Raw genomic sequence first — 25,570 nt, 5'->3', positions numbered from 1 at the left:
CGCTATGCCAGCTCGCCGTGCAGCAATCGCGGCGTCGCGCCAGACTCACCCCGCGCCTCGGCCATGAACCAGTTCTTGAGCGCCGGCACCTTGTCCACCGCGGACAGGCCGAAGCGGCGCGCGGCGTGGGCGGTCTTGCCGGGAATGCCGAACAGATGCGTCAGCGCGTCGGTGGCGACCGACACCATGAAGGTGTCGAGGCTGCGCCAGCGCTGATAGCGCGCGAGCAATTGCGCGTCGCCCATGTCGAGCCCGAGCCGCTTGCCTTCGACCAGCACCTCGACCAGCGCGGCGACGTCGCGGAAGCCGACATTGACCCCCTGTCCCGCGATCGGGTGGATGCCGTGCGCAGCGTCGCCGACCAGCGCCAGCCGCTGCGCCGTGATCGTCGCGGCATGATGGAAGCCGAGCGGATGGCTGAAGCGCGGCCCCAGCGGACCGAGCTTGCCGAGGAAGCCGCCCATCTTCTTTTCCGCCTCGGCGAGGAAGCCGCGTTCGGACAGCTTCATCATCCCCGCTTCCTCGTGCCGCTTGACCGACCATACGATCGCCGAACGATGCCCGGCCGCGTCGTCGACCAGCGGCAGGATCGCGAACGGCCCCTGCGGATAGAAGATCTCGAACGCGACATTCTCGTGGCTGTGCTCGTGATGGAGCGAGGTCACGATCGCCGAATGATCGTAGGTCCAGCGCGCGACGTTGAGATGCGCCGCGTCGCGCGTCGGCGAGTTGCGCCCCTCCGCCCCGATCAGCAACCGCGCGCTCACCGTCTCCCCGCTGCTCAGCAGCGCGGTCACGCCATGCTCGCCGCGCTCGACCGACACCGCTCGCGTCTTCATCCGCACATCGGCGAGCGGCGCGTCGTTCGCCGCCGCCATCAGCGCCGCGCGCAGATGGCGGTTCTCGAACATCGTGCCAAGCGCGCCCTCGCCGTCGAGCGGATCGAAGTCGAGCTTGCCCGGCTCCAGCCCATCGCTCACCCGGATGCTCTGTATCGGACAGCCCTTGCCCGCCAGCCGTTCGGCGACGCCGATCGCTTCGAGCATCCGCATCGGCGCGGCGGCAATGGCCGAGGCGCGGCCGTCATGCGCCGCCGCCAGGATCACCTCGGGGTCGGCGAAATCGACGACGATGCTGGAAATGCCATGCTTGTCGAGGGCAATGGCAAGCGCACTCCCCACGAGCCCACCGCCAAGGATGAGAAGGTCCGCCTGAGTCATATGCGGCGAGTAACGCAGCGGCTGCCTTGACGCCAGAGTCCGCACGGTAGAGAATCCGCGAACGTAATTCGAACATCCTTGGGGCGGGACATGGCGAGCCGGGTGCAGCCGATGCTGTGGCGTGACACGATGAAGGCGGGGGCGAAACGCAGCGGCGCACTGATCGGTGCGATCGCGTTGTTCGTGCTGACCGTGGCCGCGGTGCTCGCGGTGGGGACCTATAGCGGCGGCGATCCGTCGTTCAACACTGCCTCGGGCGGTCCCGCGCAGAACCTGCTCGGCACGCCGGGCGCCTATCTCGCCGACCTGCTGCTCGCGCTCGCTGGGCTTCCGGTCGTACTGCTCGCGCCGGTCGGGCTGATCGTCGGCCTGCGCTTGTGGCGCGGCGAGCCGGTAGGCCGCTGGAGCCGGATGCTGCGCGGCGCGGCGCTCGGCATTGCGCTGATGGGCGCGGCGCTCGCCTTCGTGTCGAGCCGTTCGGTGCTCGAACTGCCCGGCGGCTGGGGCGGGATCGTCGGGCTGTCGCTGGCCAATCTGGTGCGCTGGCTGCTCGGCCTCACCGGCGCGCCCGCCGCCGTGCTGTGGGGCGGACGCGTCATCGGCCTGATCTGCGGCATCGGCGGCGTGGTCATCTGGGCGCGCAGCGTCCAGATCGATGTCAGCCGCCACCTCCAGCTGCCGCGCCGCGAACGCGCCGCCGCCGGAGCGGACGAAGAATTCGACGACGACAGCGCCGACCTGTTCACCCCCGCCGCGCCCAAGCCGCGCAAGATCGCGCTGCCCGAGACCCGCCCCGGGCCGGTGATCGCCGAGCGCACCGCGCCGCCCGCCCCGCCCAAGGCCGCCAAGCCCGTCCAGGCGAGCCTCGACTTCAAGGAGAATTACCAGCTCCCCTCGCACGAATTGCTCAAGCAAGGCCCCAAGAGCGGCAGCACCGCGATCGACAAGGCGGCGCTCGAACGCAATGCGCGCCTGCTCGAATCCGTGCTCGACGACTTCCATGTGAAGGGCCAGATCGTCGAGGTCCGGCCCGGCCCGGTGGTGACCATGTACGAGCTCGAACCCGCCAGCGGGATCAAGGCGAGCCGCGTGGTCCAGCTCGCCGACGACATCGCGCGCAACATGTCCGCGGTCTCCGCCCGCGTCGCCACGATTCCCGGCCGCAGCGTGATCGGCATCGAACTGCCCAACGCCAAGCGCGAAGCGGTCAATCTGCGCGAGCTGATCGACAGCGACACCTTCATCGACATGGGCGCGCAGCTGCCTTTGGTGCTGGGCAAGAACATCGCCGGCGATCCGGTCATCGCCGATCTCGCGCCGATGCCGCATCTGCTGGTCGCCGGCACCACCGGCTCGGGCAAGTCGGTGGGCCTCAACTGCATGATCCTCTCGCTGCTCTACCGGCTCACCCCGGACCAGTGCCGCATGATCATGATCGACCCAAAGATGCTCGAACTGAGCATGTACAAGGGCATCCCGCATTTGCTCGCCGACGTCGTCACCGATCCGCCCAAGGCGGTGCGCGCGCTCAAATGGGCGGTCGAGCAGATGGAGGAGCGCTATCGCATGATGGCCTCGGTCAATGTGCGCAGCCTCGGCAGCTTCAACGACAAGGTCCGCCAGGCGCTCGCCAAGGGCCAGAAGCTCGGCCGCAAGGTACAGGTCGGTTACGATCCCGACACGCGTCAGCCCATCTATGAAGAGGAAACGCTCGACCTCACCCCGCTGCCGCAGATCGTGATCGTGGTCGACGAACTCGCCGACCTGATGATGACGGCGGGCAAGGAAGTCGAATTCCTGATCCAGCGGCTCGCGCAAAAGGCGCGTGCCGCCGGCATCCACCTGATCATGGCGACTCAGCGCCCCTCGGTCGACGTCATCACCGGCGTGATCAAGGCCAATTTGCCGACTCGGATCAGCTTCCACGTCACCTCGAAGATCGATTCGCGCACGATCCTGGGCGAGCAGGGCGCCGAGCAGCTGCTGGGCAAGGGCGACATGCTCTACATGCCCGGCGGCAAGCAGATCGCTCGCGTCCACGGCCCGTTCGTCAGCGACGAGGAGGTCATGGCGGTCGCCGATCACTGGCGCTCACAGGGCGCCCCCGATTACATCCAGGCTGTCACAGAGGAGCCCGAGGGCGAGGAATTCGCACTAGACGGCGCCCCGACCGGCGAGGACAGCGCCGAAGACCAGCTCTACCGCCGCGCCGCGCAGCTCGTCGCGGAGAGCCAGAAGGCCTCGACCTCCTGGCTCCAGCGCCAGCTGCGCGTCGGCTATAACAGCGCCGCGCGGCTGATCGAGCGGATGGAAAAGGACGGCCTCGTCTCGCGTCCCGACCATGTCGGGCGCCGCGAAGTGCTGATGGATCAGGACGGCCGGCCGCTCTGATTTCCTACTCGATATCCATCAAGTTGATCAGCCAGTCGTGGAACAGCTTGACCGGCCGCTGCTCCAGCGCGCGCGGGCGGCACACGAACCAGTAGCTGTACGGGCTCTTCACGGTCGGGTCGCCGAACAGCGCCGCGATGCGCGGGTCGTTCGGGTCGATCGTGTGCGAGCTGAGCATGAACGCCACGCCGACGCCCTGCGCCGCCGCCTCCAGCATCAGCGTGCCCGAATCGAACAGGTCGATCGCCACCGGCTCGAGGTCGGGCAGGCCGATCGCCGCGCGCCAGATCTCGAAGCTGTCGGCCATGTCGCGATGCGCCAGCACGCTGTAGCCGGCGAGCTGCGCCGGATCGGTGATCGCGTCCGGCCCTTCGGCCAGCGCGCGCGCCGCGATCGGGCGGATGCGGTTGCGGTCGAGCCGCCGCGCGTACAGCGTCGGCTCGATGTCGCGCGCCAGCACGATCGCCGCGTCGAGACCGTCACCCAATCGCGACATGCCATGCCCGCCGGTGTCGATGTCGAGGTGAAGCTGCGGATGCGCCGTGCGCAACTCGTGCAGGTAGGGCAGCAGCCGCTGGGTCGCGAACAGCGACGGCGTGCCGAGCCGCAGCCGCAGCAGCTCGGCGCCGCTGGTCATGCTCTCGATCGCGTCGCTCATCGTGTCGAGCGCCGGCGCGATCAGTCCGAGCAGCCGCTCACCTTCGGCGTTCAGCTTCATCGACTGGTGCCGCCGCTCGAACAATTGCTTGCCGATAAACCGCTCCAGCGCCTGCACGCGGCGGCTCAGCGCGGGCGACGACAGCGCCAGTTCCTCCGACGCGGCCTTGACCGAACCCAGCCGCGCGACTTGCACGAACGCCTCGATGGCGGTGAGGGGAGGGAGCCTGCGCATGATTGTTTTGTGTGGTGCAGCGTTTCCATTTGCAACCCATTACGGTTGCGAGCGGGAGTGAAGTGGCCTTTATGGGCAGCTTACAACGGAATTGTGACAGATTGCAGAAATTGCAATCGCGATGATTCCTTTCGCACTTGCACAAAACTACGCTGCACTGCACATAGAGCAGGCCTTTCAGGCATCCTCTCCTAAACCTTTCAAAGGGTCGGTCTTCGGACCGGCCCCTTTTTTTGCCCGAATCGCGGGCGAAACGGTTTCGCCCTAGCCGATGCGGAACCGCATGCCTATCTGCGCGTCCACCCTTGCAGGGAAGGAGAGCCGATGGCCGACACCGAAACACCCGCGCGCAAATATCAGGTCGCCAATGCGCGCCCGGAGGACAGCGGCCGCGGGCTTGCGCATCTGCCGCGCACGCTGATGACCGAACTCGGCGTCCAGCAAGGCGACGTCATCGAAATCGTCGGCAAGCGCAGTACCCCGGCACGCGCGGTCTTCCCCTATGCCGAGGACGAGGGGCTCGAGATCGTCCGCATCGACGGGCTCCAGCGCGCCAATGCCGGGGTCGGCTCGGGCGATTTCGTCGAGATCCGCCGCGCCGAATCGCGTCCCGCCACCCGCGTCGTGTTCGCCCCGGCGCGCAAGGACCTGCGGCTCGAGGGCTCGTCCAACGCGCTCAAGCGCACCTTTATCGGCCGCCCGCTATGCCAGGGCGACACCGTCTCCACGGTCGGGCAGCAGCGCGTCCAGAACACGCCGGCCGACGTCATGCAGCATCTGCGCGGCGCGCCCGCTTATGCGCTTCAGGAAATCCGCCTACTGGTCGTCTCCGCGACGCCGCGCGGCATCGTCCATATCGACGAGAATACCGAGATCGAGCTGCGCGCCGATTTCGAGGAGGCCAAGGAATTGCGCCGCGCCGACGTTACCTATGACGATGTCGGCGGCATGGCCGCGACGATCGACCAGCTGCGCGAGATGGTCGAGCTGCCGCTGCGCTATCCCGAACTGTTTCAGCGGCTCGGCGTCGATCCGCCCAAGGGGGTGCTGCTGCATGGCCCGCCCGGCACCGGCAAGACGCGCCTCGCCCGTGCCGTCGCCAACGAATCCGATGCGCAATTCTTCCTGATCAACGGGCCGGAGATCATGGGCTCGGCCTATGGCGAGTCGGAGAAGAAGCTGCGCGAGGTGTTCGAGGAAGCGGCGAGCAATGCGCCCTCGATCGTGTTCATCGACGAGATCGATTCGATCGCGCCCAAGCGCGGACAGGTCTCGGGCGAGGCCGAAAAGCGCCTCGTCGCGCAGCTGCTGACGCTGATGGACGGGCTGGAGGCGCGCGCCAACATCGTCGTCATCGCTGCGACCAACCGGCCCGAGGCGATCGACGAGGCGCTGCGCCGACCCGGCCGCTTCGACCGCGAGATCGTGGTCGGCGTGCCCGACGAGCGCGGCCGGCGCGAGATCCTCGGCATCCACGCCCGCGGCATGCCGCTCGGCGAAGGCGTCGATCTCGCCGAACTGGCGCGCACCACCTTCGGCTTTGTCGGCGCCGATCTGGCGGCGCTGGCGCGTGAGGCGGCGATCGAGGCGGTGCGGCGAATCATGCCGCGGCTCAACCTCGAGGACAAAACCGTCCCGGCCGACGTGCTCGAGACCCTCGCCGTCACGCGCGAGGATTTCGTCGAGGCGCTGAAGCGCGTCCAGCCGAGCGCGATGCGCGAAGTCATGGTGCAGAAGCCCAACGTCCATTGGGAGGATGTCGGCGGCCTCGACGACGCGCAGATGCGTCTCAAGGAAGGCGTCGAGCTGCCGATGAAGGACCCCGACGCGTTCCGCCGCCTCGGCATCCGCCCGGCCAAGGGCTTCCTGCTCTATGGCCCGCCCGGCACCGGCAAGACCTTGCTGGCCAAGGCGGTGGCGCGCGAGGCGGAGGCGAACTTCATCGCCACCAAGTCGAGCGACCTGCTGTCCAAATGGTATGGCGAGTCCGAGCAGCAGATCGCGCGGCTGTTCGCCCGCGCGCGGCAGGTCGCGCCGTGCGTGATATTCATCGACGAGCTCGACAGCCTCGTGCCCGCGCGCGGCAGCGGCATGGGCGAACCGCAGGTGACCGAGCGCGTGGTCAACACGATCCTCGCCGAAATGGACGGGCTCGAAGAGCTGCAATCGGTCGTGGTGATCGGCGCGACCAACCGCCCGAACCTGATCGATCCCGCACTGATGCGGCCGGGCCGGCTCGACGAGCTGATCTATGTCGGCGTGCCCGACAAGGCCGGGCGCGAGCGCATCCTGCGCATCCAGACTGCCAAGATGCCGCTCGCCAAGGATGTCGATCTGGCCGAGGTCGCGGCGCGCACCGAGCGTTTCACCGGTGCCGATCTGGAGGATGTGACGCGTCGCGCTGGCCTTGCCGCGCTGCGCGAATCGCTCGCCAACCGGGAAGTGACGATGGCGCATTTCGAGGCGGCGCTGGCCGATTCGCGCGCCACCGTCACGCCCGAGATGGAGGCCGAATATGCTCAGATCGTCGCCAGGATGAAGCAGGATGCGGTGGCGCTGAACCCGATCGGGTTCATCGCGCCGGGGATGCTCCAGGGCCGCGGGACGAAGGTCGAAGACTGAACCAGCCGTAAAGGACAAGCAGGACGAGCAGGGCGGCCGCGGACAGATAGGGCAGCGGCCGCCACAGCCCGTACAGCAGCACGCCGATCGACGGTCCAAAAATATAGGCCGCGCCATTGATCGAGGTGACCTTGCCCGCCACCGACCCCTGCGCGCCCTGCCCGACCGCCAGCGACGAACCGGCGGTGAAGCCGGGCCGCGAGAAGCCGAAGCCAAGCGTCGCCAGCGCATAGCCTGTCGCAATGCCGTAGAGCGTCGTCGCGCTGCCGGTCGCGATGCAGCCCAGCGCGCTCAGCGCCAGCCCGCTCAACATCAGCGCGCGCGGGGACAGGTTGAGCAGCGGGATGACCCCCCATTGCGCGAGCAGCGCGGCGCCCGCGCCCATCATCAGCACGAGGCCGGTCGCCTCGATCGCCTCGATCGGCGGCACGCCCAGCCGGTCGATGATCAGGAAGCCGATCACCTGCCCCGCCGCCGCCTGGGCATGGCCAAGCACGAGGCCGCAGATCATCCAGGCGCGCACGCGCGGATCGAAAAAGCCGACCGGCTCGGTCTTTAGCGCCGTTGCGGCGGTGACGCTGGCGCCGCTCGCCTGCCCGCCGATCGAGGGATAGCTCGACACCGCGCCCTGGCTCACCGCCGCATCGACGTCGCGCGGCAGCAGGCGGGCGACGACGAACAGCATTGCCAGCGCCGCGACGCTGCAGATCAGCGCAGGTCCGGCCAGCCCGATTGCCGGCCCGCCGCGCCACAGATGGCCCAGCACCAGATAGGGCGAAATCGCCGGGCCGAGGATCGTGCCGAGGCCGAAGGCCGAACCCAGCAGCGTCAGTGCGCGCGTCCGCTCCTCGCGGCTGGTGCGCGCGGCGACGATCGCCTGCACCGCCGGCGGCGCGGCGGATCCAAACGCGCCATAGATCATCCGCGCGACGACGAAGCAGGCAAAGGCCGTGGCCGGCGCGATCCAGCCATTGATCCCGGCGGCCAGGAAAATACCGCACAGGAACAGCGACGCGGCGAGTCCGACCTGCCCGATCAGCACCATTCGCCGCCGCCCGGTCCGGTCGGAGCGGTTGGCCCAGAAGGGTGCGACCACCGTCCACAGGATCGCCGAGACCGAAAACGCCGCCGCCACCGCGCTGTCGGGTACGCCGAGCGAGCGGCCGAGCGCGGGCAGCACCGACTGCATCGCGGTATTGCCCGCGGCGATCGTTAACATCACCAGGAACAGGATGGTGAAGGTGCGGTCGAACCGGATCGGCGTCATTCGCGCCGCCAGCCATAGCCGCGCTCGACCCGCGTCACCTGCAACTCGTACCAGTCGTACCAGCGCACACGGCCGAGCTCGCGGATGCGCGCATGTTCGGGATGATCGCGCCACGCCCGCGCCGCCGCGTCATCGTGCCAAAAGCTGATCGTGATCCCCAGCCCGTCGCCGCCGCGAACGCTCTCGAGACCGGCATAGCCGGGCTGCTGCAGCGCGAGCGCGGCCATCGCCGCCGCGGCTGCTTCATAGCCTGCATCATCCTGGGACGTCCGCTGCGACGTGAAAATGACGGCGACCTGCCCCGTGCGTGCGTGGCTCTGCATAGTCCGAGGCTTAGGCATTTGGGCTTCGGACGCAACCGCCACGGCGCAAAGGACGTTTGAGAGCCAAGTGCCTGATGACAGATGCATTGCAACTGTCCTACAGCGTCGCGACACCGACAAAGGGAAGTTGATGAACGGTTCGACCACGATCGCGCGGCGCAAGCGCAAGGCCGCGCGCCCGCTCTCCCCCCAGGCGCTGTTTCTTCAGGGTTTCTTCAAGCATCCGGTGATGGTCGGCTCGATCATCCCGTCGTCGAACAAGCTCATCCGCAAGATGCTGGCTAGGGTCGACTGGGACAATACCAAGGTCTTCGTGGAATATGGCCCCGGCGTCGGCACCTTCTGCCGCGCGATCCTCGACCGGCTCGGGCCGGACGCCAAATATATCGCGATCGACACCAATCCCGATTTCGTCGCCTATCTGCGGCACACGATCGTCGATCCGCGCTTCTCTGCCATTCACGGCTCGGCGGCCGACGTGAACGCGATCGTCGCCGATCATGGCGCCGATCATGCCGATTTCGTGCTTTCGGGCCTGCCCTTCTCGACGCTGCCGGCCGGGGTCGGTGAGGTCATCGCCGAAGCGACGCATCGCGTGATCCGGCCCGGCGGCGCGTTTCTCGTCTATCAGTTCAACCCCAATGTCCGCAATTTCCTGACTCCGCACTTCCCGCGCATCGATGCCGACATGGAATGGTGGAACGTGCCGCCCGCCCAGCTCTGGTGGGCGTGGAAGGATGAAGCGGCGGATTGACCTGAGGCGCCGGGAAGCACACATCCGGCGCATGGATCAGCTCAATCTTTCCGAATCGGAGTGGCGCCAGCGGCTCACCCCGGCGCAATATCACGTGCTGCGCGAGGCCGGGACCGAGCGCGCCTTTTCGGGCCATTACGACAGCAACAAGGCCGACGGCGTGTATCGCTGCGCCGGTTGCCAGCTCGACCTGTTCGACAGCGACGACAAATATGATTCGGGATCGGGCTGGCCGAGCTTCACCCGGCCGGTCGCGGACGGCCGCATCACCGAACATGGCGACACCGCGCACGGCATGGTCCGCACCGAAGTCCGCTGCGCGCGCTGCGACGGACATCAGGGCCATGTCTTCCCCGACGGCCCGCCGCCGACGGGCCTGCGTTACTGCATCAATTCGGTCGCGCTCGATTTCCGCCCCCGCAGCGAAGATTGACCTACAACAACGCCCGCTTGTGACAGCCGCGGTTCACGCGTAATCACGCACAGACCCGCCCATGGCCAAGCGATCCCCCCGACAGCCTTCGAAGTTCCGCCGCATCATCAAATGGGTGTTCGGCATCGGCATCGCGCTGGGTATTGCCGGGCTCGTTGCGCTGGTGATCGCGGTCTATACCGCGCGCGCCTCGCTGCCGAGCTACGAGGAGCTCAAATCCTCGCCCAACGGCCAGATGATCCGCGTCCACGCCGCCGACGGCACGGTGATCGTCTCGCTCGGCCCCAGCTATGGCGAGTGGATCGAATATTCGAAGATCCCCGCGCCGATGCGCGACGCGATGGTCGCGATCGAGGATCGCCGCTTCCGCTCGCACTGGGGCGTCGATCCGGTCGCGCTCGCCCGCATCACCAAATTCGCGATCGACAATCGCGGCACCGACCGCCGCCTGCAGGGCGCCTCGACCATCACCCAGCAGGTCGCGCGCACGATCTTCCTGTCGAACAAATACGATATCGGCCGCAAGCTGCGCGAGATGATCCTTGCGCTCGCGCTCGAGCGCAAGTTCACCAAGGATCAGATCCTCGAACTCTATCTCAACAAGGTCTATTTTGGCGGCGGCGCCTATGGCATCGACGCCGCGTCGCGCACTTTTTTCGGCCATCCCGCGACCAATCTGACCCTCTCCGAATCCGCGGTCGTCGCGGGGCTGGTGAAGGCGCCGTCGCGCTATTCGCCGACCGCCGACGCGCAGGCCGCGATCGACCGCGCCAGCGTCGTGCTCGACGTGATGGTCGAGACCGGCGCGCTCACCCGCGTGCAAGCCGACGCCGCACGTCCGGCCGAGGTCAAGCTCGCCGCCGCGCCCAAGCAGAACAGCGTGCGCTATTTCACCGACTGGGCGCTGCCGCAGCTCGAAGTGCTAATCGACGAGACCGTCGCCCCGCTCGACGTGTGGACGACGATCGACCTCAAGATGCAGAACGCGGCGACGCAGGCGATCCAGTCGAACACCCCGGCAGGCGCCCAGGGCGCGCTGGTCAGCCTCGACCGCGACGGCGCGGTGCGCGCGATGGTCGGCGGGCGCGATTACGTCTCGTCGATCTACAACCGCGCGACGCAGGCGACACGCCAGCCGGGATCGGCATTCAAGCTGTTCGTCTACCTCGCCGCGCTCGAAGCCGGCCACAAGGTCGACGACCGCATCGTCGACGAACAGGTGACGATCAACGGCTGGAGCCCGCGCAACAATAGCGGGCGCTTCTCGGGCGAGATGACGCTGCGTTCGGCCTTCGCCTATTCGATCAACACCGTCGCGGCGAAGCTGGGGCAGGAAGTCGGCTTCGGCACGGTCGCCGACATGGCGCGCCGCTTCGGCATCACCACCCCGATCAACACCCAGCCGGCGATGGTGCTCGGCACCAGCAACGTCCGCCTGATCGACATGACCCGCGCCTTCGCCTCGGTCGGGCAGAAGGGTGTGGCGGTGACGCCCTATGCGATCACCCGTGTCACCGCGAACGGCGCCGTGATCTACCAGCATGAGGTCGATACCTCGCGCGTGCTGGTCGCGCCCTATGTCGCGGCGCAGATGACCGACCTCTTGCAAACCGCGGTCAATGCCGGGTCCGGCCGCGCCGCGCAGATCGGGCGCCCGGTCGCGGGCAAGACCGGCACGACCAGCTCGAACAAGGATGGCTGGTTCCTCGGCTTCTCCTCGGGCCTCACCACCGGCGTGTGGATGGGCCGCGACGACGCCAAGCGCGTCGGCGGGCTGCAGGGCGGCACCGCCCCGGCGCGCGCCTTCGCCGCCTTCATGAAGCCCGCCACCGCCGGCCGCGCCGTCGAACAGTTCGACACCGAGGTGACGCTGCCCGAATGGCAGATCGAACCCGACGAAGAAGCCTATGGCGCGCCCGACAACGCCATCTATGTCGATGAGGACGGCAATCCGGTCCCGCGCGAGGAGGTCAATCCCGACGCGGTGCAGGGCCGCGAGGACGCGCCTGCGCCCGGCGAGGAAGAGACGCTCGACGACGACTGGCTCGACCGCATGACCGGCCGCAATGCGCCGCCGCGTGACGCGCCCCCCTTGCGCCAGGACCCGTCACGCCAGCCAGCGGAACGTGTGCCCCCGCGCGATGGCCCGCGCGAGCTGCCCCGTCCGCTTCAGGAAGCGCGCCCGAACGAGTGAAGCCGCATCGCGTTGGCGCGCAGCCAGGCGCGCTCGCGTGACGGTTCGCGGCCATAAAGCTCGCGCACCACGGCATGGAACGCGGCGCTGTGGTTCATGTGCACGCGATGCGCCACCTCATGCGCAACGGTCGCGCGCCGCACCTCGGGCGGGGCGAGGATCAGCCGCCAGCTATAGCGGATCACGCCCGACGCCGCGCAGCTGCCCCAGCGCCCCTTGGGATCGCCGACCGCCACGCGCGTCACCGTGACATCCGCCCTGGCGGCATATTCGGCGGTCTCGGCGCTCATCACCGCCAGCGCCTGGCGGCGCAGCCAGCGCTCGACCCGGCGCTCATAGCCTTCCCGCGGCCCGCCTGCGATCAGCTGCCCGTCGTCGAGCAACGGCGTGCGCGGGAAGCCGCTGTCCCAGCCGAGCCCGACCTCCTCGCCCAGATAGAGGATCGCCGCGCCCGGCTCGAACGGCACCGGCGCGGTGCGGCGGGCGAGCGCTCGCGCGATCCAGTCATGCTGGCCCTCGGCCCAGCGCAGCGCCTCGCCCACCGGCGCGCGCGGCGGCAGCGTCAGCCGCACCTGCCCGGTGGCGTTGTCGACCGACAATTTCATTCGTCGCGCGCGCGGGTGGCGGACGACCTCGATCCCGCTCACAGGATGCGATCGACCATATGGTGTTCGAGGTCCCCGGCGATATCCTCCGACACCGTCCAGCCGCGTGTCGATTCGCCGGCCTCGTGCACGCTCTCGCGGCTGCCGCTCACCAGATAATGCCAGTTCGGCAACGGCTCATCCGCGGCGCGCAGCCGGTAGGCGCAGGTCTGCGGCAGCCAGGCGATGTCCTCGACATTGTTGGCGTTCAGCCGCACGCATTCGGCGACATAGGCATGGCGGTGCTTGTAATCGCTGCACATGCCCTGATCGCGGTCGAGCAGCCGGCACGCGACGTTGGTGGCATAGATTTCGCCGGTGTCGGCATCCTCGACCTTGTGCAGGCAGCATTTGCCGCAGCCGTCGCACAGGGCCTCCCATTGCGCGCGGTCGAGGGTCGAGAGCGGCTGCTCCCAAAAGGGCTTCACCCGATCCAGCGCTCGATCTCCGCGACGATCGCCTGCGGGGTCTGGTCCTGCGGCAGCAGCGCGATCGGCTCGCCCTTCGGCCCCATCAGATAGGCCTGCCGCCCATGATCCATCAGATAGCCGCTCGGCGTCTCGCGCTTCTGATAGGGCACGCGATAGGCCTTGGCCGCCGCATCGACCTGCGCTGGCGTGCCGGTCAGCCCGACCATGCGCGGATAAAAGGCGCTGGTGAATTGCTTGACCACCTTGGGCGTGTCGCGTGCCGGATCGATGGTGACGAACACCGGCACGATCTGCGCGGCGAGCTTGGGGTTGCGCTTGTCCAGTTCCTTCATCGCGCCGCCGATATTCTGCACGTCGACCGGGCAGACATCGGGGCAGAAGGTGTAGCCGAAATACATGATGCGGTATTTGCCGGCGAAATCGCTGTCCTTCACCGTCTTGCCGTCGCCGTCGGTCAGCGTGAACGGCCCGCCGATCGAGGCCCCGGCGAGCGGCGCGTCGGCCAGCGACTTCTTGGGCGCCTCGACCGCACCGCAGGCGGCAAGGCAAAGCGCGGACAAAATGGCGATAAACCTGTTCATGGCGCCGCCAGCCATGATCTGATAGGGCGCGGCTTGCAAGGTCGCGTTCAACTATTGGGGCTTGTTTCAATCATGGCTTTCCGTTCGTCCCGGCCCGTCCTCGCCGCGGCGCTTATCGCACTGACGCTTCCGATGTCGCTGCCCGCCGCCGCGCAGCAGCGGTCCGACAGCTACACCTTCCTCGAAGCGGTGCGGAAGCAGGATGGCAACAAGGTCACCGAGATGCTCAACGAGCCCGGCCAGACCATCGTCAACGTCAAGGACGACCGCGGCGACGCGGCGATCCACATCGTCATCAAGCGCCGCGACAGCCTCTATCTGCGCTTCATCCTGGGGCGCGGCGGCAACATCAATCTCGAGGACGCGAGCGGCAACAGCCCGCTGATGCTGGCGGTCGAAGCGGCCTGGCCCGAAGGCGTCGCGCTGCTGATTCAACTGCGCGCCAACGTCAACCAGGCCAATCGCGGCGGCGAGACTCCGCTGATGCGCGCGGTGCAGCGCCGCGACGTCGATCTGGTCCGCACCCTGCTCGCCGCCAATGCCGATCCCGACCAGACCGACCGGCTCGCCGGCATGACCGCCCGCGATTACGCCGCGCGCGACACGCGCTCGCCGGTGATCGGGAAATTGCTCAAGGACGCGCCCAAGGTGCAGCGCAAGGGCACGTCGGCCGGGCCGAAACTCTAGACTTTAGGGCAAGCGGCACCAGCCCGCTCCCCCACCCGGCCACCCAGCAGCAGCGTAATCTATGGGTGGCCGGGTGGGGGAGCGGGCTGGTGCGGCAACCCAATTTAAGCACTCCAGCCCAACCCCTCGGCATCGGGGTCGGTCAACGTAATCACCCGCCGCGCGGCGCGGCGCGCGAAGGCCAGCGTGCATTTGCGCCGCGTCGCGCTGGCCAGCGGCTCGGTCCGCGCCTCGCGCACGATTGCGGCGTCATAGCGGTCGGCGACGATCACGCCGGCACGCTCGGGCAGAAAGCCCGGTGTTTCGAACGGCGACAGGTCGAACCCGGCCGGCACTGCCCAGAAAAAGCGGTCGCAATGCGCGAGATAGTTGGTCCATTTACCGTCGCCGAGCAGATCGGCGCGCGACACCTTGACCTCGACGATCACGATATTGCCGCGCGAATCGAGCGCCATCAGGTCGGCGCGGCGGCCATCGCCCAGCGGCACCTCGGCCATCGCCACGATATCGTGGCGCAGCAGCATGCGGCACACGCCGCGCGTAACCTCCGCGGTGAGCTGCGGAATGGTCAGTGAATCGAATGCGGGGGACAGCTGGCTGGCCATCCCCCGCATTTAGAACATTACACGAACGGGCGCTAGGCCCGTCCGGCGATTACCGATAGAAGATATGGTTGCCGACGCTGCCGACGCGCGCGCGGCGCCAGCCCGGCGACACGTAACGCGCATGGAAATAGAGCGCGTTCGAGACCTTGCTGTCCCATTTGTCGGCGCGCGCCACCTTGGCCACCGCGAGCGCGGTCTTCCACGCCTTGGCGCTCGCCGGCGGCTGCGGGATCGACCCGCCGCGCACGAACGAGAACTGGCCGCGCTGCTTGAGCACGCCGCACACGCTGCGCGGGAAGCGGCCCGAGCTGGTGCGGTTGAGAATCACTTCGGCGACGGCGAGCTGGCCTTCGAGCGGCTCGCCCTTCGATTCGTAATAGACACCGGCGGCGAGGCAGTTGAGCTCCTCGTCATCGACCGCCAGCGGCTGCGCGGCAACGGCAGCGGCGAGCGTCGCATAATCGGCGGGGTCGGTGAGGGCGGTTTCGGTGTCGGCGGGCGCATCAGCCTCGAGATCGGCGAGCGCTTCGGCCATGGTCGGAACCTGAGTCAGGTTCGGATCGTTAATGCCGGCCGTCGCGGGATCCGTCTCCTGGGCCATACCCGGGGCGGTCGCGCCGATGCCGGCGGCAATACAAATAGTCGCAGCCGCGATCATCGCGGCCCGTACAGAAAAGGTCATTAAACTTCGACAAATTGCGGTTGGCGCGCGATCCAGCCTGTCCCCTGATCAAATCCAGAAGGCTGGTCGGGCTTTTCCCCCCGACTGCGTAACCGGCGGCTTCACACCCCGACGGCACAACGCTCTTAAACTGCGCGCGCCTTGGCGGGATGGTTACGGTAAGTCAACCATCGGTCATGGTTTCAGCGGCGAACCGTTCCGCATCAGCGATATCCAGTTCAATCACCCACAGGTCGGGATCGCGGCTGCGGCGGCGCTGCCAATAGGCGAGGACGTCGTCATCCGCCTTGTCCGCGGGGCCGCTCTCGACCAGCGCGGATCGACCATCCGGACCGATTCGGCGTTCGAAAAACCGCGGATTTCTGCCGCGTTCGAGCGTCAGCACCAGGATCGCGCCGGCCTGCGCGTCGCCCTTCGCCAACACCATCGCACTGCCGCCTTCGGCGTTGACCCGGCGCACCAGCGCGTTGACGATCAGCCCGGCGGCGAGCCGCGGGCTCATCCCGCCCGGTAGCCGGGCAACCCGGCGAGCGGAATCCGTGATTTCATGAAGGTGCCGGTGCCGCGCGCAGCTTCCTCGCCGGTCTCGTCGATCAGCCGCGCTTCCGCGACGAACACGCGCCGTTGCCCGCTGACCCAGCGCCCCTCGGCGATCACCGGGCCGGGGCCGAGCGGCCGCGTGAACAGCAGGTTGAACGCGGTGGTCAGCAAAAACCGGTCGGTGACCAGGCTGTTGCAGGCATAAAAGGCGGCATCGTCGAGCATCTTGAAATAGCTCGTGCCATGCGCCGCGCCGCCGGCATGGAAATGGCGCTCGTCGATCGTGAAATGGATTCGCGCCTGCCCGCTCGCCGGAATCTCCAGCCGCGAATCGAAGAAGCGGTTGATCGGCGCGGCCGCATAGAGCGATTCGAGCGCACGGTAATGCGCCGCCGCCCCGACCGAATCAGGCCCGGACTCAGGCGGCGTCACGCGCCTCGACCCCGGTCAACAGCGCGAAGAGCGCGTCGGTCGAAGCCGCCCCGCGCAGCTTGGCGGTGAACGCCCGGTCGCGCAGCCGCCGCGACACTTTCGCCAGCGATTTGAGATGCTCCGCCCCGGCTTCGGGCGGCGAGAGCAGCACGAACACCAGATCGACCGGCAGATCGTCGACCGCGGCGAAGTCGATCGGCTTGTCGAGCCGCGCGAACAGCCCGGTCACCCCGGCCAGACCGGCGATCTTGCCGTGCGGAATGGCGATGCCGCCGCCGAACCCGGTCGAGCCCAGTTTCTCGCGCTCGGCGAGCCGCGCGGCGACCTCGCCAGCATCGAGTCCATAGGCGCGCGCCGCCGCCTCGCCGAGCAGCGCGAAGAGTTTCTTCTTGCTGCCCGCCGGGGTCCCCGAAAGCACCGCTTCGGGGATCAGGAGATCGCTGAGGTCGGTCATTCGCGTGGTCGTCAGGCAGCCCGGTTGGGTTCGACCCACCCGATCGTCCCGTCGGCGCGCCGATACACCATGTTGTAGTTGCCCGTCCCGCTATTCTTGAACAGCAGCGCATTGGTATTGCGCAGGTCGAGCATCATCACCGCGTCGGACACGCTGGCGTCGGGCACATCGACCCGCGTCTCGGCGATCACCGGCGGCGCGTCATGCACCTCTTCCTCTTCATCGGCGAGCTGGAACACGGTGTAGCCCGCATCATAGGCGGCATCGAGCGCCGCCTGGGCATGGCCATTGTTGCGGTCCTTGAGCCGGCGGACATAGCGGCGCAGCTGCTTCTCGATCTTGTCGGCGGCGCCGTCGAAGGCGAGATGCGCTTCCTGTTGCGCGGCGTGCGAGCCCTTGAGCACCAGCCCTTGCGTCACATGCGCGACGATGTCGCAGGTGAAGCCATAATCATGCGGCCCCTTGCCGAAGGTCACATGGGCGGAAATGGCGCGGGAGAAATATTTGTCGGCGATACCCTGGAGCCGGTCGGTAACGTGCTGCCGAATGGCCTTGCCCGTATCGACCTGATGACCCGAGACCCGGATATCCATGTTCTTTCTCCTTCTTGCCAGGATCAGCTAGGAACGCAGCTTTCCGGCGTCAACTCGACGCCGCAAGGCCCCATAACGGCTCCTCGAACCCGCCCATAAACGCGCGGTGGCGGGCCAGTTCCTCGTCACTCGGCGCAAAAACCCGCGCCGGACGCACATTATTCTTCGCGGCGACCCATTCGGGCCGGTCGCTGGCGGCGGCATGCTCGACCGCAAGGCCCAGCGCGATCTGCCGCCCGCCGGTCAGCTCGATGAACACTTGTGCCAGCAATTGCGCGTCGAGCAGCGCGCCGTGCAGCTCGCGCGCCGACAGGTCGATGCCGTACCGCACGCACAGCGCGTCGAGCGTGTGCTTGGCGCCGGGATGCCGGGAGCGCGCCATCTGCAGCGTGCACACGATCCGCTCGACGCTCAGCAGCGGCCGCCCGCACTGGCCGAGCTCGCCATTGATGAACCCATAATCGAACATCGCATTGTGCGCGATCAGCGGACAGTCGCCGAGAAACTCGATCAGATCGCCGCACACTTCAGGGAAGCGCGGCTTGTCCTTGAGGAACGCTTCGGACAGCCCATGCACGGCGAACGCCTCGGCCGGCATGTCGCGGTCGGGGTTGAGATAGGCGTGGAAGTGGCGCCCCGTGGGCACGCGATTGATCAGCTCGACACAGCCGATCTCCACCAGCCGGTGCCCGCCGTTGAAGCTGAGCCCGGTCGTTTCGGTATCGAACACGATTTCCCGCATGAGTCGGTTATCGGCCTTCCGCACGCGTGAGGCAAGCGATCACCGCACGCACCGAGTCACGCGTCTCCTCAAGCGAACCGCCCGTCGGAATCACGAAATCCGCACGCGCGCGCTTGTCCGGGTCGGGCAGCTGCTTCGCCAGGATCGACTCGAAGCGTTCGACCGTCATCCCCGGCCGCGCCAGCACCCGCGCGCGCTGCACTTCGGCGGGGGCCGACACCACGGCGATCTTGTCGACCTGCCGCCAGCCGCCGGCCTCGAACAGCAGCGGCACGTCGAGCACGACCAGCGGCGAGCCGCGATTCGACTCGAGAAAAACGCTGCGCTCATGCGCGACCGCGGGATGGACGATCGCCTCCAGCCGCTTGAACGCCGCCGGATTGCCGAACACCGCCTCGCCCAGCAGCGTGCGGTTCACCCCCAATTCGCTCGTCGTGTCGGGAAACGCCGCCTCGATCTCCGCCACCAGCCGCCCGCCCGCGCCTTGCAGCTTGTGGACCTCCGCATCGGCATCGAACACCGGCGCGCCTTCGCCGGCGAACATCGCCGCGACGGTCGATTTGCCCATCCCGATGGAACCGGTGAGGCCCAAGATGATCATTGGCTTATGATGGTCATGACGTCAGGAGCGCTCGCAACTCGCCATCGCGCTCGCGCGGCGGCGCGGCCCCGAAGAACAGCTCGAACGCCAGCGCCGCCTGACCGATCAGCATCTCCAGCCCATCGACCGTCTCCAGCTCGCGCGCCCGCGCCGCGGCGAGCAGTCCGGTCTCGAGCGGCGCATAGACCGCGTCATAGACGACCGCATCGTCGGGCAGGTTGGACAGGTCGAGATCAAGCGGCGGCTGTCCGGCCATACCCAGCGAGCTGGCGTTGACCAGCAGCGCCACCGGCGGGATCGGCGCGTCGAGCGGCACCGCATCGCCCTTCAACCCGAAGGTCGAGAGCAGCCCCATCGCCTTCAACGGCGAGCGGTTGAGGATCGTCACCCGGCTGACCCCGGCGCGCGCCAGCGCGAACAGCACCGCGCGCGCCGCGCCGCCCGCACCGACCACCGCGACCGGCGCGCCTTCGAGGTCGAACTCGGCGAGCGGCGCGTAGAATCCCGCGGCATCGGTATTGGTGCCGATCAGCGCGCCATCCTCGCCGCGAAACACCGTGTTGATCGCACCGATGGTCATCCGCACCCCGCCCGGATCGGGCACGTGATCGAGCGCCGCCACCTTGTGCGGCACGGTGATATTGCACCCGCGCCAGTCGGGATCGTCGCGGCGCGCGGCGAAGTACGCGGCCAGTCCGTCCGCCGTCACCAACGTCTTGCGATATTCGGCGTTCAATCCGAGCGCCTCGAGCCAGAAGCCATGGATCATCGGCGACTTGGAATGCGCGATCGGATCGCCGATCACCTCGGCAAACATGGTCATGACGTCAGCACCCCCCTGGTGCGCAGATAATCGAGGATGTTGAGCAACGGCATGCCGAGGATGGTATAGTGGCTGCCCTCCATCCGGCTGAACAGCTGCACCCCCGGCCCCTCGACTCGATAGCAGCCGACACAGCCCGAGATCGCCGGCCATTCCATGTCGAGATAGTCGCCAATGAATTTCTCCGACAGCGGCCGCACCCACAGCCTCGCGCGATCGACATGCCGCCACACCGCGCGGCCCTGCTCGGCGATCACCGCCGCGCTGTAGAGATCGTGGCGCTTGCCCGACAACAGCCGCAGGTGCCGCTCCGCATCCTCGCGGCTCACCGGCTTGTCGAGCAGCGTCCCGTCCTCGATCGCCACCACCGAATCGCACCCCAGCACCAGCGTCCCCGGCACACGCTGGCTGATCTTGAGCGCCTTCAGCTCGGCGAGCGCATCGGCGAGGTCGCGTGGGCCGACGTCGCCCATCCCCGCCTTGACCGCGTCCTCGTCGACATGCGCCGGCAGCGCCTCATGCGCCACGCCCGCCGCGGTCAGCATCGCGCGACGCGACGCGCTGGTCGAAGCCAGCACGATCATGTCGCGCGCGCCTGCGCCGAACGCTCGTTGCACAGATTGATGATCGCCGCCGCGGTCTCCTCGATCGAGCGCCGCGTCACGTCGATCACCGGCCAGCCATTGTCGGCGAACATCCGCCGCGCGAACGCCACTTCGCGCTGCACCGCATCGGCCTCGACATAGGCGGTCTCGGTCGCCTCGTTGAGCGCGAGCAGCCGGTTGCGCCGCACCTGGATCAGCCGCTCGGGGCTGGTGGTCAGACCCACCACCATCGGATGCTTGAGCTTGTAGAGCAGGGCCGGCGGCGGCGATTCGGGCACGACTGGAATGTTGGCGGTCTTGAACCCGCGATTGGCGAGATAGATCGAGGTCGGCGTCTTCGACGTGCGCGACACGCCGGCGAGCACGATGTCGGCCTCCTCCCAATTCTCCCAATTGACGCCGTCGTCATGCGCGATGGTGAACTGGATCGCATCGACGCGCGCGAAATAAGCCGCGTCGAGCGTGTGCTGCCGCCCCGGCCGCGCCTTCATCTCCTGCCCGAGCAGGCTGGAGAGCGCATGGTTGACCGGATCGAGCGGCGCCACCGCCGGCAACCCCATCGACCGGCACCGCGCCTCCAGCGTGCGGCGAATCTCGGGATTGACCAATGTGAAGATCACCAGCCCCGGATTTTGCGAGATCTCGGCGAGAATGCGTTCGAGATGCGTCTCGCTGCGCACCATTGGCCAGAAATGACGCAGCACCTCGACATCGTCGAACTGTGCCAGCGCCGCCTTGGCGATATTCTCCAGCGTCTCGCCGGTGGAGTCGGAGAGAAGGTGAAGATGCAGCTTCACTTGTTCCCCTTCCGCAAGCGGGAGGGGAGGGAAAGACCGCCATTGGATGGATCTGTGGACAACATGGGCAAATCGCTAGCGCAACCCGCCGGGCACGCCAAGCGGGCCGATCGCTCCACGCTCCGGCCGTGTCGTCCACAGCGCGCTCCACATGCGCCCGGTTCCCCACACAGCCTGTGGGTCCTGTGGACAAATCCCGCGACTCCGTGCGGAATCGCGGGAGTCGGCGCGGTCAATCTGTTGGCAGAATGGGCATGAACGCTTAAGCCCCGCGATCCACGCGCCAACTAACACTACATCCTCTTTGAATCTCTTCTTCTATTGAAAGATGGAATGACCAGTCCCTCGAATTCGAAGCCGTTGCTCGCCAAGCCGTTGCTGGATGTGCTTTCAGGAAAGCGCGTCGATACGCCCCCGATATGGCTCATGCGTCAGGCAGGCCGCTATCTGCCCGAATATCGCGAGCTGCGTGCCGAGAAGGGCGGCTTCCTCGAGCTGGTCAACGACAGCGACGCCGCGGCCGAGGTCACGCTCCAGCCGATCCGCCGCTTCGGCTTCGACGGCGCGATCCTGTTCTCCGACATCCTCGTCGTCCCCCATGCACTGGGGCAGGACCTGTGGTTCGAAACCGGCGAGGGACCGCGGCTGGCCCCCCGGCTGGTCGATCATGCGCTGGAAAGCCTCACAGCGGCCCCACAGCGGCTCGAACCGGTCTATGGCACCGTGCGCCGCGTCGCCGCCGCCTTGCCGCCTGAAGTGACCTTTCTGGGCTTTGCCGGCAGTCCATGGACCAACGCGACGTACATGGTCGCGGGGCAGGGGAGCCGAGATCAGGCCGACACGCGCCGCCTCGCCTATCGCGATCCCGCTGCGTTTCAGGCGATCATCGATGCGATCGTCGCGATGTCGATCGACTATCTGGCGAAGCAGATCGAGGCGGGCGTCGAGGCGGTGCAACTGTTCGACAGCTGGGCCGGCTCGCTCTCGCCCGCGCAGTTCGAACGCTGGGTGATCGCGCCCAACGCCGCGATCGTCGCCGGCTTGCGCGCACGCTGCCCGCAGGCGAAGATCATTGGATTCCCCAAAGGCGCGGGCGGCAAGCTCGCCGCCTATGCGCGCGAGACCGGCGTCGATGCGATCGGGCTCGACGAGACGGTCGACCCCGCCTGGGCGCATCGCGAGCTGCCCGCGGGCATGCCGGTGCAGGGCAATCTCGACCCGCTCGCGCTGATCGCCGGCGGCGGCGAGCTCGAGCAGGCGGCCCGCCGCGTGCTTGATGCGCTGTCCGAACGCCCCCATATCTTCAATCTCGGGCACGGCATCCTTCCGGACACGCCGATCGCCCATGTCGAACAGCTGATCGGCATCGTGCGGGGGCCAAGATGACCAGAGAAGGCGTATGAGCGGATTTCTTGGCGCAGCTTATTTGTGGGTCAAAGCCGCGCACATCATCTTCGTCATCTTCTGGATGGCGGGGCTGTTCATCCTCCCGCGCTATCTCGTGCATCATCAGGAAGCGCTGGGCGATCCGGTGCAGGCGAGGGCCTGGGCCGAGCGCGAGGCCAAGCTGCGCCGCGTCATCCTCACCCCGTCGATCGGCGTGGTGTGGGTGCTCGGCCTCGCGCTGGCGGTCAATCTCGGCCTGTTCGACGGCCAGTCGGGGCTAGGCTGGCTCCACGCCAAGCTGCTGCTGGTCTTCTTGCTCTCGGGCTATCATGGCTGGGCGGTCGGCTATTCGAAAAAGCTGACGGCGGGGCAGGGGACGCTCGATGCGCGACGCCTGCGGATGATCAACGAAATTCCGGCGATCTTCGTCGCGCTGATCGTCATTCTCGCGGTGGTCCGGCCGTTCTGAGCCGTTGCAATGTAGGAATTGGCCTGCTTGAGTCGGATCATCGATTTCGCATCGACGCTCTTTGATCCTGTCGGACTAAATCTGTCGCGCCGGTGGCGCGTTACCGATGCGCGCTGTTCATTCAGCGGCGCGTGCGTGTCGCTTCGGTGTCGCACCGCCGTCGTCCAAGTGTCGCTTCGTTGTCGCCTCAGCCCGGCCGTCCCCTCCAACGCCGGCCTGACAACCCCGTATTTGTGTCAACTTCGTCAACTTCGTCATTCTGGCACGTCGGCATCGCTCGCCGCTTGACTTGAATTGGCCTCAAACCTAATCGCGATGTCGTCGTGTTGCCTTCCGGTGGCGTCGGCATCCCTCCTTTTTCCTCAAGCCATCGCAGCGTCTCAACGCCCGGAAACCCTTCCCAAGCGATCGCCACACGGACTCCCCCAAATGCATCTCAAAGATCTCAAAAAGACCCCCCCCGCCGAGCTGGTGACGATGGCCGAGGAACTCGGCGTCGAAAGCGCTTCGACGCTGCGCAAGCAGGACCTGATGTTCGCGATCCTCAAGGCCCAGGCCGAGAATGGCGAGCTGATCATGGGCGAGGGCACGATCGAAGTGCTGCAGGACGGCTTCGGCTTCCTGCGCTCACCCCAGGCCAACTATCTCGCCGGCCCCGACGACATCTATGTCTCGCCCAACCAGGTCCGCAAATTCGGCCTGCGCACCGGCGATACGGTCGAAGGCGAAATCCGCGCACCCAAGGATGGCGAGCGCTATTTCGCCCTAACCAAGCTGGTCAGTGTCAATTTCGACGATCCGGATGCGGTTCGCCACCGCGTCAATTTCGACAACCTCACCCCGCTCTATCCCGACAGCAAGCTGACGCTCGATCCCGCCGACCCGACCGTCAAGGACAAGTCGGCGCGCGTCATCGACATCGTCTCGCCGCAGGGCAAGGGCCAGCGCACGCTGATCGTCGCGCCGCCGCGCGTCGGCAAGACGGTGATGCTGCAGAACATCGCCAAGGCGATCACCGACAACCATCCCGAGGTGTTCCTGCTCGTCCTGCTGATCGACGAGCGGCCCGAGGAAGTCACCGACATGCAGCGCAGCGTGAAGGGCGAGGTCGTCTCCTCGACCTTCGACGAGCCCGCCACCCGCCACGTCGCGGTCGCCGAAATGGTGATCGAGAAGGCCAAACGGCTGGTCGAGCACAAAAAGGATGTCGTCATCCTGCTCGATTCGATCACCCGCCTCGGCCGCGCCTACAACACCGTCGTTCCTTCATCGGGCAAGGTGCTGACCGGCGGCGTCGACGCCAATGCGTTGCAGCGTCCCAAGCGCTTCTTCGGCGCCGCGCGTAATATCGAGGAGGGCGGCTCGCTCTCGATCATCGCCACGGCGCTGATCGACACCGGCAGCCGCATGGACGAAGTCATCTTCGAAGAGTTCAAGGGCACCGGTAACTCGGAAATCGTGCTGGACCGCAAGGTCGCCGACAAGCGTATCTTCCCGGCGCTCGACGTCGGCAAGTCGGGCACGCGCAAGGAAGAGCTGCTGGTCGACAAGGGCACGCTCAGCAAGATGTGGGTGCTGCGCCGCATCCTCATGCAGATGGGCACGATCGACGCGATGGAATTCCTGCTCGACAAGATGAAGGACTCGAAGACCAACGAGGACTTCTTCGATTCGATGAACCAGTAATCGTTTCAGGGATTTAGCGACGCATGACCGAGATTTGGGGCCATATCGTCAACGACTTCGCCGGGCTGTTTTCAGGCAGTGCTTCTGCGTGGCTCGCCTTCGGTCAGGTGATCCTGATCGACATCGTGCTGGCCGGCGACAACGCCATCGTCATCGGCGCACTCGCCGCGGGCCTGCCCGCCGACCAGCGCAAGAAGGTCATCCTGATCGGCATCATCGCGGCGCTGGTGCTGCGGATCGGCTTCGCGCTGGTCGTAACCCAGCTGCTCCAGGTCATCGGCCTCGTCTTTGCCGGCGGCGTGCTGCTGCTGTGGGTGGCGTGGAAGATGTACCGCGAGATCGTTCAGGGCGGTCATGCCGAGGGCGGCTCGCCCGAGGTCGATGGCGACGAGCATTCGGGCGTTCGCCCCGCCAAGAGCTTCGCCGCTGCCGCCTGGGCGGTCGCGATTGCCGACGTTTCGATGAGCCTCGACAACGTCCTCGCCGTCGCCGGCGCGGCACGCGACCATCCCGGTATCCTGATGGTCGGCCTCGTCATCGCGGTCGCGCTGATGGGCATCGCGGCGAACATCATCGCCAAATATATCGAGCGCTATCGCTGGATCGCGTGGATCGGCCTGCTGGTGATCCTCTATGTCGCCGGATCGATGATCTACAGCGGCATCATCGATCATGATGTCGGGCTGCTGCGATTGTTCAGCTAAGATGCTGAGTTA

28 protein-coding genes are annotated in these 25,570 nt (G+C 67.0%); 10 read left to right on the top strand and 18 right to left on the bottom strand.

Annotated features, from left to right (window positions below; genetic code table 11):
* Positions 1-2: 2 nt before the first annotated feature.
* Positions 3-1,220, bottom strand: coding sequence for an FAD-dependent monooxygenase (locus tag M9978_RS14300; RefSeq protein ID WP_254294326.1), 1,218 nt, complete (start codon positions 1,218-1,220; stop codon positions 3-5).
* A 90-nt stretch (positions 1,221-1,310) separates the two neighbouring features.
* Here M9978_RS14300 and M9978_RS14295 point away from each other — a divergent pair, with 90 nt between their 5' ends.
* Positions 1,311-3,611 carry an FtsK/SpoIIIE family DNA translocase gene (locus M9978_RS14295; protein WP_254294325.1) on the top strand — a complete coding sequence of 767 codons (2,301 nt, stop codon included), beginning with the start codon at positions 1,311-1,313 and terminating at the stop codon, positions 3,609-3,611.
* 4 nt (positions 3,612-3,615) lie between these two features.
* On the opposite strand, the gene M9978_RS14290 is transcribed toward M9978_RS14295, so the two are convergent.
* Positions 3,616-4,503, bottom strand: a complete 888-nt coding sequence (locus M9978_RS14290; protein WP_254294324.1) for a LysR substrate-binding domain-containing protein — start codon at positions 4,501-4,503, stop codon at positions 3,616-3,618.
* Positions 4,504-4,827: 324 nt separating this feature from the next.
* Between M9978_RS14290 and M9978_RS14285 the strand changes: the two genes are divergently transcribed.
* Positions 4,828-7,125 (top strand): CDC48 family AAA ATPase, encoded by a 2,298-nt coding sequence (locus tag M9978_RS14285; RefSeq protein ID WP_254294323.1) that lies wholly within the window; start codon positions 4,828-4,830, stop codon positions 7,123-7,125.
* On the opposite strand, the gene M9978_RS14280 is transcribed toward M9978_RS14285, so the two are convergent.
* Both M9978_RS14280 and M9978_RS14275 read right to left on the bottom strand, forming a co-directional pair.
* Positions 7,076-8,392, bottom strand: a complete 1,317-nt coding sequence (locus M9978_RS14280) for an MFS transporter (protein ID WP_254294322.1) — start codon at positions 8,390-8,392, stop codon at positions 7,076-7,078. The genes M9978_RS14285 and M9978_RS14280 overlap by 50 nt on opposite strands.
* Entirely contained in the window at positions 8,389-8,715 is a 327-nt protein-coding gene (locus M9978_RS14275) for an antibiotic biosynthesis monooxygenase family protein (protein WP_254294321.1), read from the bottom strand. Before M9978_RS14275 ends, M9978_RS14280 begins: the two co-directional genes overlap by 4 nt.
* A gap of 130 nt (positions 8,716-8,845) precedes the next feature.
* On the opposite strand from M9978_RS14275, the gene M9978_RS14270 reads away from it, so the two are divergent.
* The 3 genes from M9978_RS14270 (at position 8,846) to M9978_RS14260 (ending at position 12,096) form a co-directional block, all read left to right on the top strand.
* A complete protein-coding gene (locus tag M9978_RS14270; RefSeq protein ID WP_254294320.1) occupies positions 8,846-9,469 on the top strand; it encodes a class I SAM-dependent methyltransferase in 624 nt (207 codons plus the stop codon).
* Between the two features lie 31 nt (positions 9,470-9,500).
* Positions 9,501-9,902: a peptide-methionine (R)-S-oxide reductase MsrB gene (msrB, locus tag M9978_RS14265; RefSeq protein WP_254294319.1), complete on the top strand. Its 402-nt coding sequence runs from the start codon at positions 9,501-9,503 to the stop codon at positions 9,900-9,902.
* A gap of 61 nt (positions 9,903-9,963) precedes the next feature.
* Entirely contained in the window at positions 9,964-12,096 is a 2,133-nt protein-coding gene (locus tag M9978_RS14260) for a transglycosylase domain-containing protein (protein ID WP_254294318.1), read from the top strand.
* Here the strand turns inward: M9978_RS14260 and M9978_RS14255 are convergent.
* The 3 genes from M9978_RS14255 to M9978_RS14245 are packed head-to-tail and all read right to left on the bottom strand — an operon-like array spanning position 12,072 to position 13,752.
* Positions 12,072-12,701, bottom strand: coding sequence for a M48 family metallopeptidase (locus M9978_RS14255; protein ID WP_254294317.1), 630 nt, complete (start codon positions 12,699-12,701; stop codon positions 12,072-12,074). The genes M9978_RS14260 and M9978_RS14255 overlap by 25 nt on opposite strands.
* 38 nt (positions 12,702-12,739) lie before the next feature.
* Complete coding sequence (locus tag M9978_RS14250; RefSeq protein WP_254294315.1) at positions 12,740-13,168, bottom strand: YcgN family cysteine cluster protein; 429 nt, start codon at positions 13,166-13,168, stop codon at positions 12,740-12,742.
* Positions 13,165-13,752 (bottom strand): SCO family protein, encoded by a 588-nt coding sequence (locus M9978_RS14245; protein ID WP_254294313.1) that lies wholly within the window; start codon positions 13,750-13,752, stop codon positions 13,165-13,167. Before M9978_RS14245 ends, M9978_RS14250 begins: the two co-directional genes overlap by 4 nt.
* A 72-nt stretch (positions 13,753-13,824) precedes the next feature.
* On the opposite strand from M9978_RS14245, the gene M9978_RS14240 reads away from it, so the two are divergent.
* A complete protein-coding gene (locus tag M9978_RS14240) occupies positions 13,825-14,439 on the top strand; it encodes an ankyrin repeat domain-containing protein (protein WP_254294311.1) in 615 nt (204 codons plus the stop codon).
* 104 nt (positions 14,440-14,543) lie between these two features.
* On the opposite strand, the gene M9978_RS14235 is transcribed toward M9978_RS14240, so the two are convergent.
* From M9978_RS14235 to M9978_RS14185, 11 genes are all read right to left on the bottom strand, one after another.
* Positions 14,544-15,044 (bottom strand): MmcB family DNA repair protein, encoded by a 501-nt coding sequence (locus M9978_RS14235; RefSeq protein WP_254294310.1) that lies wholly within the window; start codon positions 15,042-15,044, stop codon positions 14,544-14,546.
* Positions 15,045-15,093: 49 nt separating this feature from the next.
* On the bottom strand, positions 15,094-15,645 hold the full coding sequence (locus tag M9978_RS14230) for a cell wall hydrolase (protein ID WP_254294308.1): 552 nt from the start codon (positions 15,643-15,645) through the stop codon (positions 15,094-15,096).
* 244 nt (positions 15,646-15,889) lie between these two features.
* Positions 15,890-16,228, bottom strand: a complete 339-nt coding sequence (locus M9978_RS14225) for a DUF1491 family protein (RefSeq protein WP_254294306.1) — start codon at positions 16,226-16,228, stop codon at positions 15,890-15,892.
* Positions 16,225-16,698, bottom strand: coding sequence for a PaaI family thioesterase (locus M9978_RS14220; RefSeq protein ID WP_254294304.1), 474 nt, complete (start codon positions 16,696-16,698; stop codon positions 16,225-16,227). The genes M9978_RS14225 and M9978_RS14220 overlap by 4 nt, the downstream gene beginning before the upstream one ends.
* Positions 16,685-17,152: a PTS sugar transporter subunit IIA gene (locus M9978_RS14215; protein WP_254294303.1), complete on the bottom strand. Its 468-nt coding sequence runs from the start codon at positions 17,150-17,152 to the stop codon at positions 16,685-16,687. The genes M9978_RS14220 and M9978_RS14215 overlap by 14 nt, the downstream gene beginning before the upstream one ends.
* A gap of 11 nt (positions 17,153-17,163) precedes the next feature.
* Positions 17,164-17,745 carry a ribosome hibernation-promoting factor, HPF/YfiA family gene (hpf, locus tag M9978_RS14210; protein ID WP_254294302.1) on the bottom strand — a complete coding sequence of 194 codons (582 nt, stop codon included), beginning with the start codon at positions 17,743-17,745 and terminating at the stop codon, positions 17,164-17,166.
* Positions 17,746-17,794: 49 nt separating this feature from the next.
* On the bottom strand, positions 17,795-18,487 hold the full coding sequence (dnaQ, locus tag M9978_RS14205; RefSeq protein ID WP_254294301.1) for a DNA polymerase III subunit epsilon: 693 nt from the start codon (positions 18,485-18,487) through the stop codon (positions 17,795-17,797).
* A 7-nt stretch (positions 18,488-18,494) separates the two neighbouring features.
* On the bottom strand, positions 18,495-19,088 hold the full coding sequence (gene coaE / locus M9978_RS14200; protein ID WP_254294300.1) for a dephospho-CoA kinase: 594 nt from the start codon (positions 19,086-19,088) through the stop codon (positions 18,495-18,497).
* A 13-nt stretch (positions 19,089-19,101) separates the two neighbouring features.
* Entirely contained in the window at positions 19,102-19,911 is an 810-nt protein-coding gene (locus M9978_RS14195) for a shikimate dehydrogenase family protein (RefSeq protein WP_254294299.1), read from the bottom strand.
* Positions 19,908-20,495: a Maf family protein gene (locus M9978_RS14190; RefSeq protein ID WP_254294297.1), complete on the bottom strand. Its 588-nt coding sequence runs from the start codon at positions 20,493-20,495 to the stop codon at positions 19,908-19,910. Before M9978_RS14190 ends, M9978_RS14195 begins: the two co-directional genes overlap by 4 nt.
* Positions 20,492-21,313, bottom strand: a complete 822-nt coding sequence (locus tag M9978_RS14185) for a pyruvate, water dikinase regulatory protein (protein ID WP_254294295.1) — start codon at positions 21,311-21,313, stop codon at positions 20,492-20,494. The genes M9978_RS14190 and M9978_RS14185 overlap by 4 nt, the downstream gene beginning before the upstream one ends.
* A 333-nt stretch (positions 21,314-21,646) precedes the next feature.
* Here M9978_RS14185 and hemE point away from each other — a divergent pair, with 333 nt between their 5' ends.
* The 4 genes from hemE (at position 21,647) to M9978_RS14165 (ending at position 25,558) form a co-directional block, all read left to right on the top strand.
* Complete coding sequence (hemE, locus tag M9978_RS14180) at positions 21,647-22,699, top strand: uroporphyrinogen decarboxylase (RefSeq protein ID WP_254294293.1); 1,053 nt, start codon at positions 21,647-21,649, stop codon at positions 22,697-22,699.
* Between the two features lie 13 nt (positions 22,700-22,712).
* A complete protein-coding gene (locus M9978_RS14175) occupies positions 22,713-23,168 on the top strand; it encodes a CopD family protein (protein ID WP_254294291.1) in 456 nt (151 codons plus the stop codon).
* Between the two features lie 429 nt (positions 23,169-23,597).
* Positions 23,598-24,854: a transcription termination factor Rho gene (rho, locus tag M9978_RS14170; RefSeq protein WP_254294289.1), complete on the top strand. Its 1,257-nt coding sequence runs from the start codon at positions 23,598-23,600 to the stop codon at positions 24,852-24,854.
* A gap of 23 nt (positions 24,855-24,877) precedes the next feature.
* Complete coding sequence (locus tag M9978_RS14165; RefSeq protein ID WP_254294287.1) at positions 24,878-25,558, top strand: TerC family protein; 681 nt, start codon at positions 24,878-24,880, stop codon at positions 25,556-25,558.
* Positions 25,559-25,570 lie beyond the last annotated feature (12 nt).

This window comes from Sphingomonas tagetis (genome assembly GCF_024211275.1).
Taxonomy (GTDB): domain Bacteria; phylum Pseudomonadota; class Alphaproteobacteria; order Sphingomonadales; family Sphingomonadaceae; genus Sphingomonas; species Sphingomonas tagetis.
This window is presented reverse-complemented; position numbering and strand designations above follow the sequence as displayed.

What these genes read in the sequence shown, in the direction of transcription:
- msrB (WP_254294319.1), top strand. Translation starts at nt 9,501, where the DNA reads ATGGATCAGCTCAATCTTTCCGAATCGGAGTGGCGCCAGCGGCTCACC.
- M9978_RS14260 (WP_254294318.1), top strand. Translation starts at nt 9,964, where the DNA reads ATGGCCAAGCGATCCCCCCGACAGCCTTCGAAGTTCCGCCGCATCATC.
- M9978_RS14230 (WP_254294308.1), bottom strand. Translation starts at nt 15,645, where the DNA reads ATGGCCCAGGAGACGGATCCCGCGACGGCCGGCATTAACGATCCGAAC.
- M9978_RS14285 (WP_254294323.1), top strand. Translation starts at nt 4,828, where the DNA reads ATGGCCGACACCGAAACACCCGCGCGCAAATATCAGGTCGCCAATGCG.
- M9978_RS14295 (WP_254294325.1), top strand. Translation starts at nt 1,311, where the DNA reads ATGGCGAGCCGGGTGCAGCCGATGCTGTGGCGTGACACGATGAAGGCG.
- M9978_RS14190 (WP_254294297.1), bottom strand. Translation starts at nt 20,495, where the DNA reads ATGATCGTGCTGGCTTCGACCAGCGCGTCGCGTCGCGCGATGCTGACC.
- rho (WP_254294289.1), top strand. Translation starts at nt 23,598, where the DNA reads ATGCATCTCAAAGATCTCAAAAAGACCCCCCCCGCCGAGCTGGTGACG.
- M9978_RS14225 (WP_254294306.1), bottom strand. Translation starts at nt 16,228, where the DNA reads ATGAGCCCGCGGCTCGCCGCCGGGCTGATCGTCAACGCGCTGGTGCGC.
- M9978_RS14280 (WP_254294322.1), bottom strand. Translation starts at nt 8,392, where the DNA reads ATGACGCCGATCCGGTTCGACCGCACCTTCACCATCCTGTTCCTGGTG.
- M9978_RS14245 (WP_254294313.1), bottom strand. Translation starts at nt 13,752, where the DNA reads ATGAACAGGTTTATCGCCATTTTGTCCGCGCTTTGCCTTGCCGCCTGC.
- M9978_RS14240 (WP_254294311.1), top strand. Translation starts at nt 13,825, where the DNA reads ATGGCTTTCCGTTCGTCCCGGCCCGTCCTCGCCGCGGCGCTTATCGCA.
- M9978_RS14165 (WP_254294287.1), top strand. Translation starts at nt 24,878, where the DNA reads ATGACCGAGATTTGGGGCCATATCGTCAACGACTTCGCCGGGCTGTTT.
- hpf (WP_254294302.1), bottom strand. Translation starts at nt 17,745, where the DNA reads ATGGATATCCGGGTCTCGGGTCATCAGGTCGATACGGGCAAGGCCATT.
- M9978_RS14215 (WP_254294303.1), bottom strand. Translation starts at nt 17,152, where the DNA reads ATGACCGACCTCAGCGATCTCCTGATCCCCGAAGCGGTGCTTTCGGGG.
- M9978_RS14195 (WP_254294299.1), bottom strand. Translation starts at nt 19,911, where the DNA reads ATGACCATGTTTGCCGAGGTGATCGGCGATCCGATCGCGCATTCCAAG.
- M9978_RS14255 (WP_254294317.1), bottom strand. Translation starts at nt 12,701, where the DNA reads ATGAAATTGTCGGTCGACAACGCCACCGGGCAGGTGCGGCTGACGCTG.
- M9978_RS14235 (WP_254294310.1), bottom strand. Translation starts at nt 15,044, where the DNA reads ATGGCCAGCCAGCTGTCCCCCGCATTCGATTCACTGACCATTCCGCAG.
- M9978_RS14275 (WP_254294321.1), bottom strand. Translation starts at nt 8,715, where the DNA reads ATGCAGAGCCACGCACGCACGGGGCAGGTCGCCGTCATTTTCACGTCG.
- M9978_RS14290 (WP_254294324.1), bottom strand. Translation starts at nt 4,503, where the DNA reads ATGCGCAGGCTCCCTCCCCTCACCGCCATCGAGGCGTTCGTGCAAGTC.
- dnaQ (WP_254294301.1), bottom strand. Translation starts at nt 18,487, where the DNA reads ATGCGGGAAATCGTGTTCGATACCGAAACGACCGGGCTCAGCTTCAAC.
- M9978_RS14300 (WP_254294326.1), bottom strand. Translation starts at nt 1,220, where the DNA reads ATGACTCAGGCGGACCTTCTCATCCTTGGCGGTGGGCTCGTGGGGAGT.
- M9978_RS14175 (WP_254294291.1), top strand. Translation starts at nt 22,713, where the DNA reads ATGAGCGGATTTCTTGGCGCAGCTTATTTGTGGGTCAAAGCCGCGCAC.
- coaE (WP_254294300.1), bottom strand. Translation starts at nt 19,088, where the DNA reads ATGATCATCTTGGGCCTCACCGGTTCCATCGGGATGGGCAAATCGACC.
- hemE (WP_254294293.1), top strand. Translation starts at nt 21,647, where the DNA reads ATGACCAGTCCCTCGAATTCGAAGCCGTTGCTCGCCAAGCCGTTGCTG.
- M9978_RS14270 (WP_254294320.1), top strand. Translation starts at nt 8,846, where the DNA reads ATGAACGGTTCGACCACGATCGCGCGGCGCAAGCGCAAGGCCGCGCGC.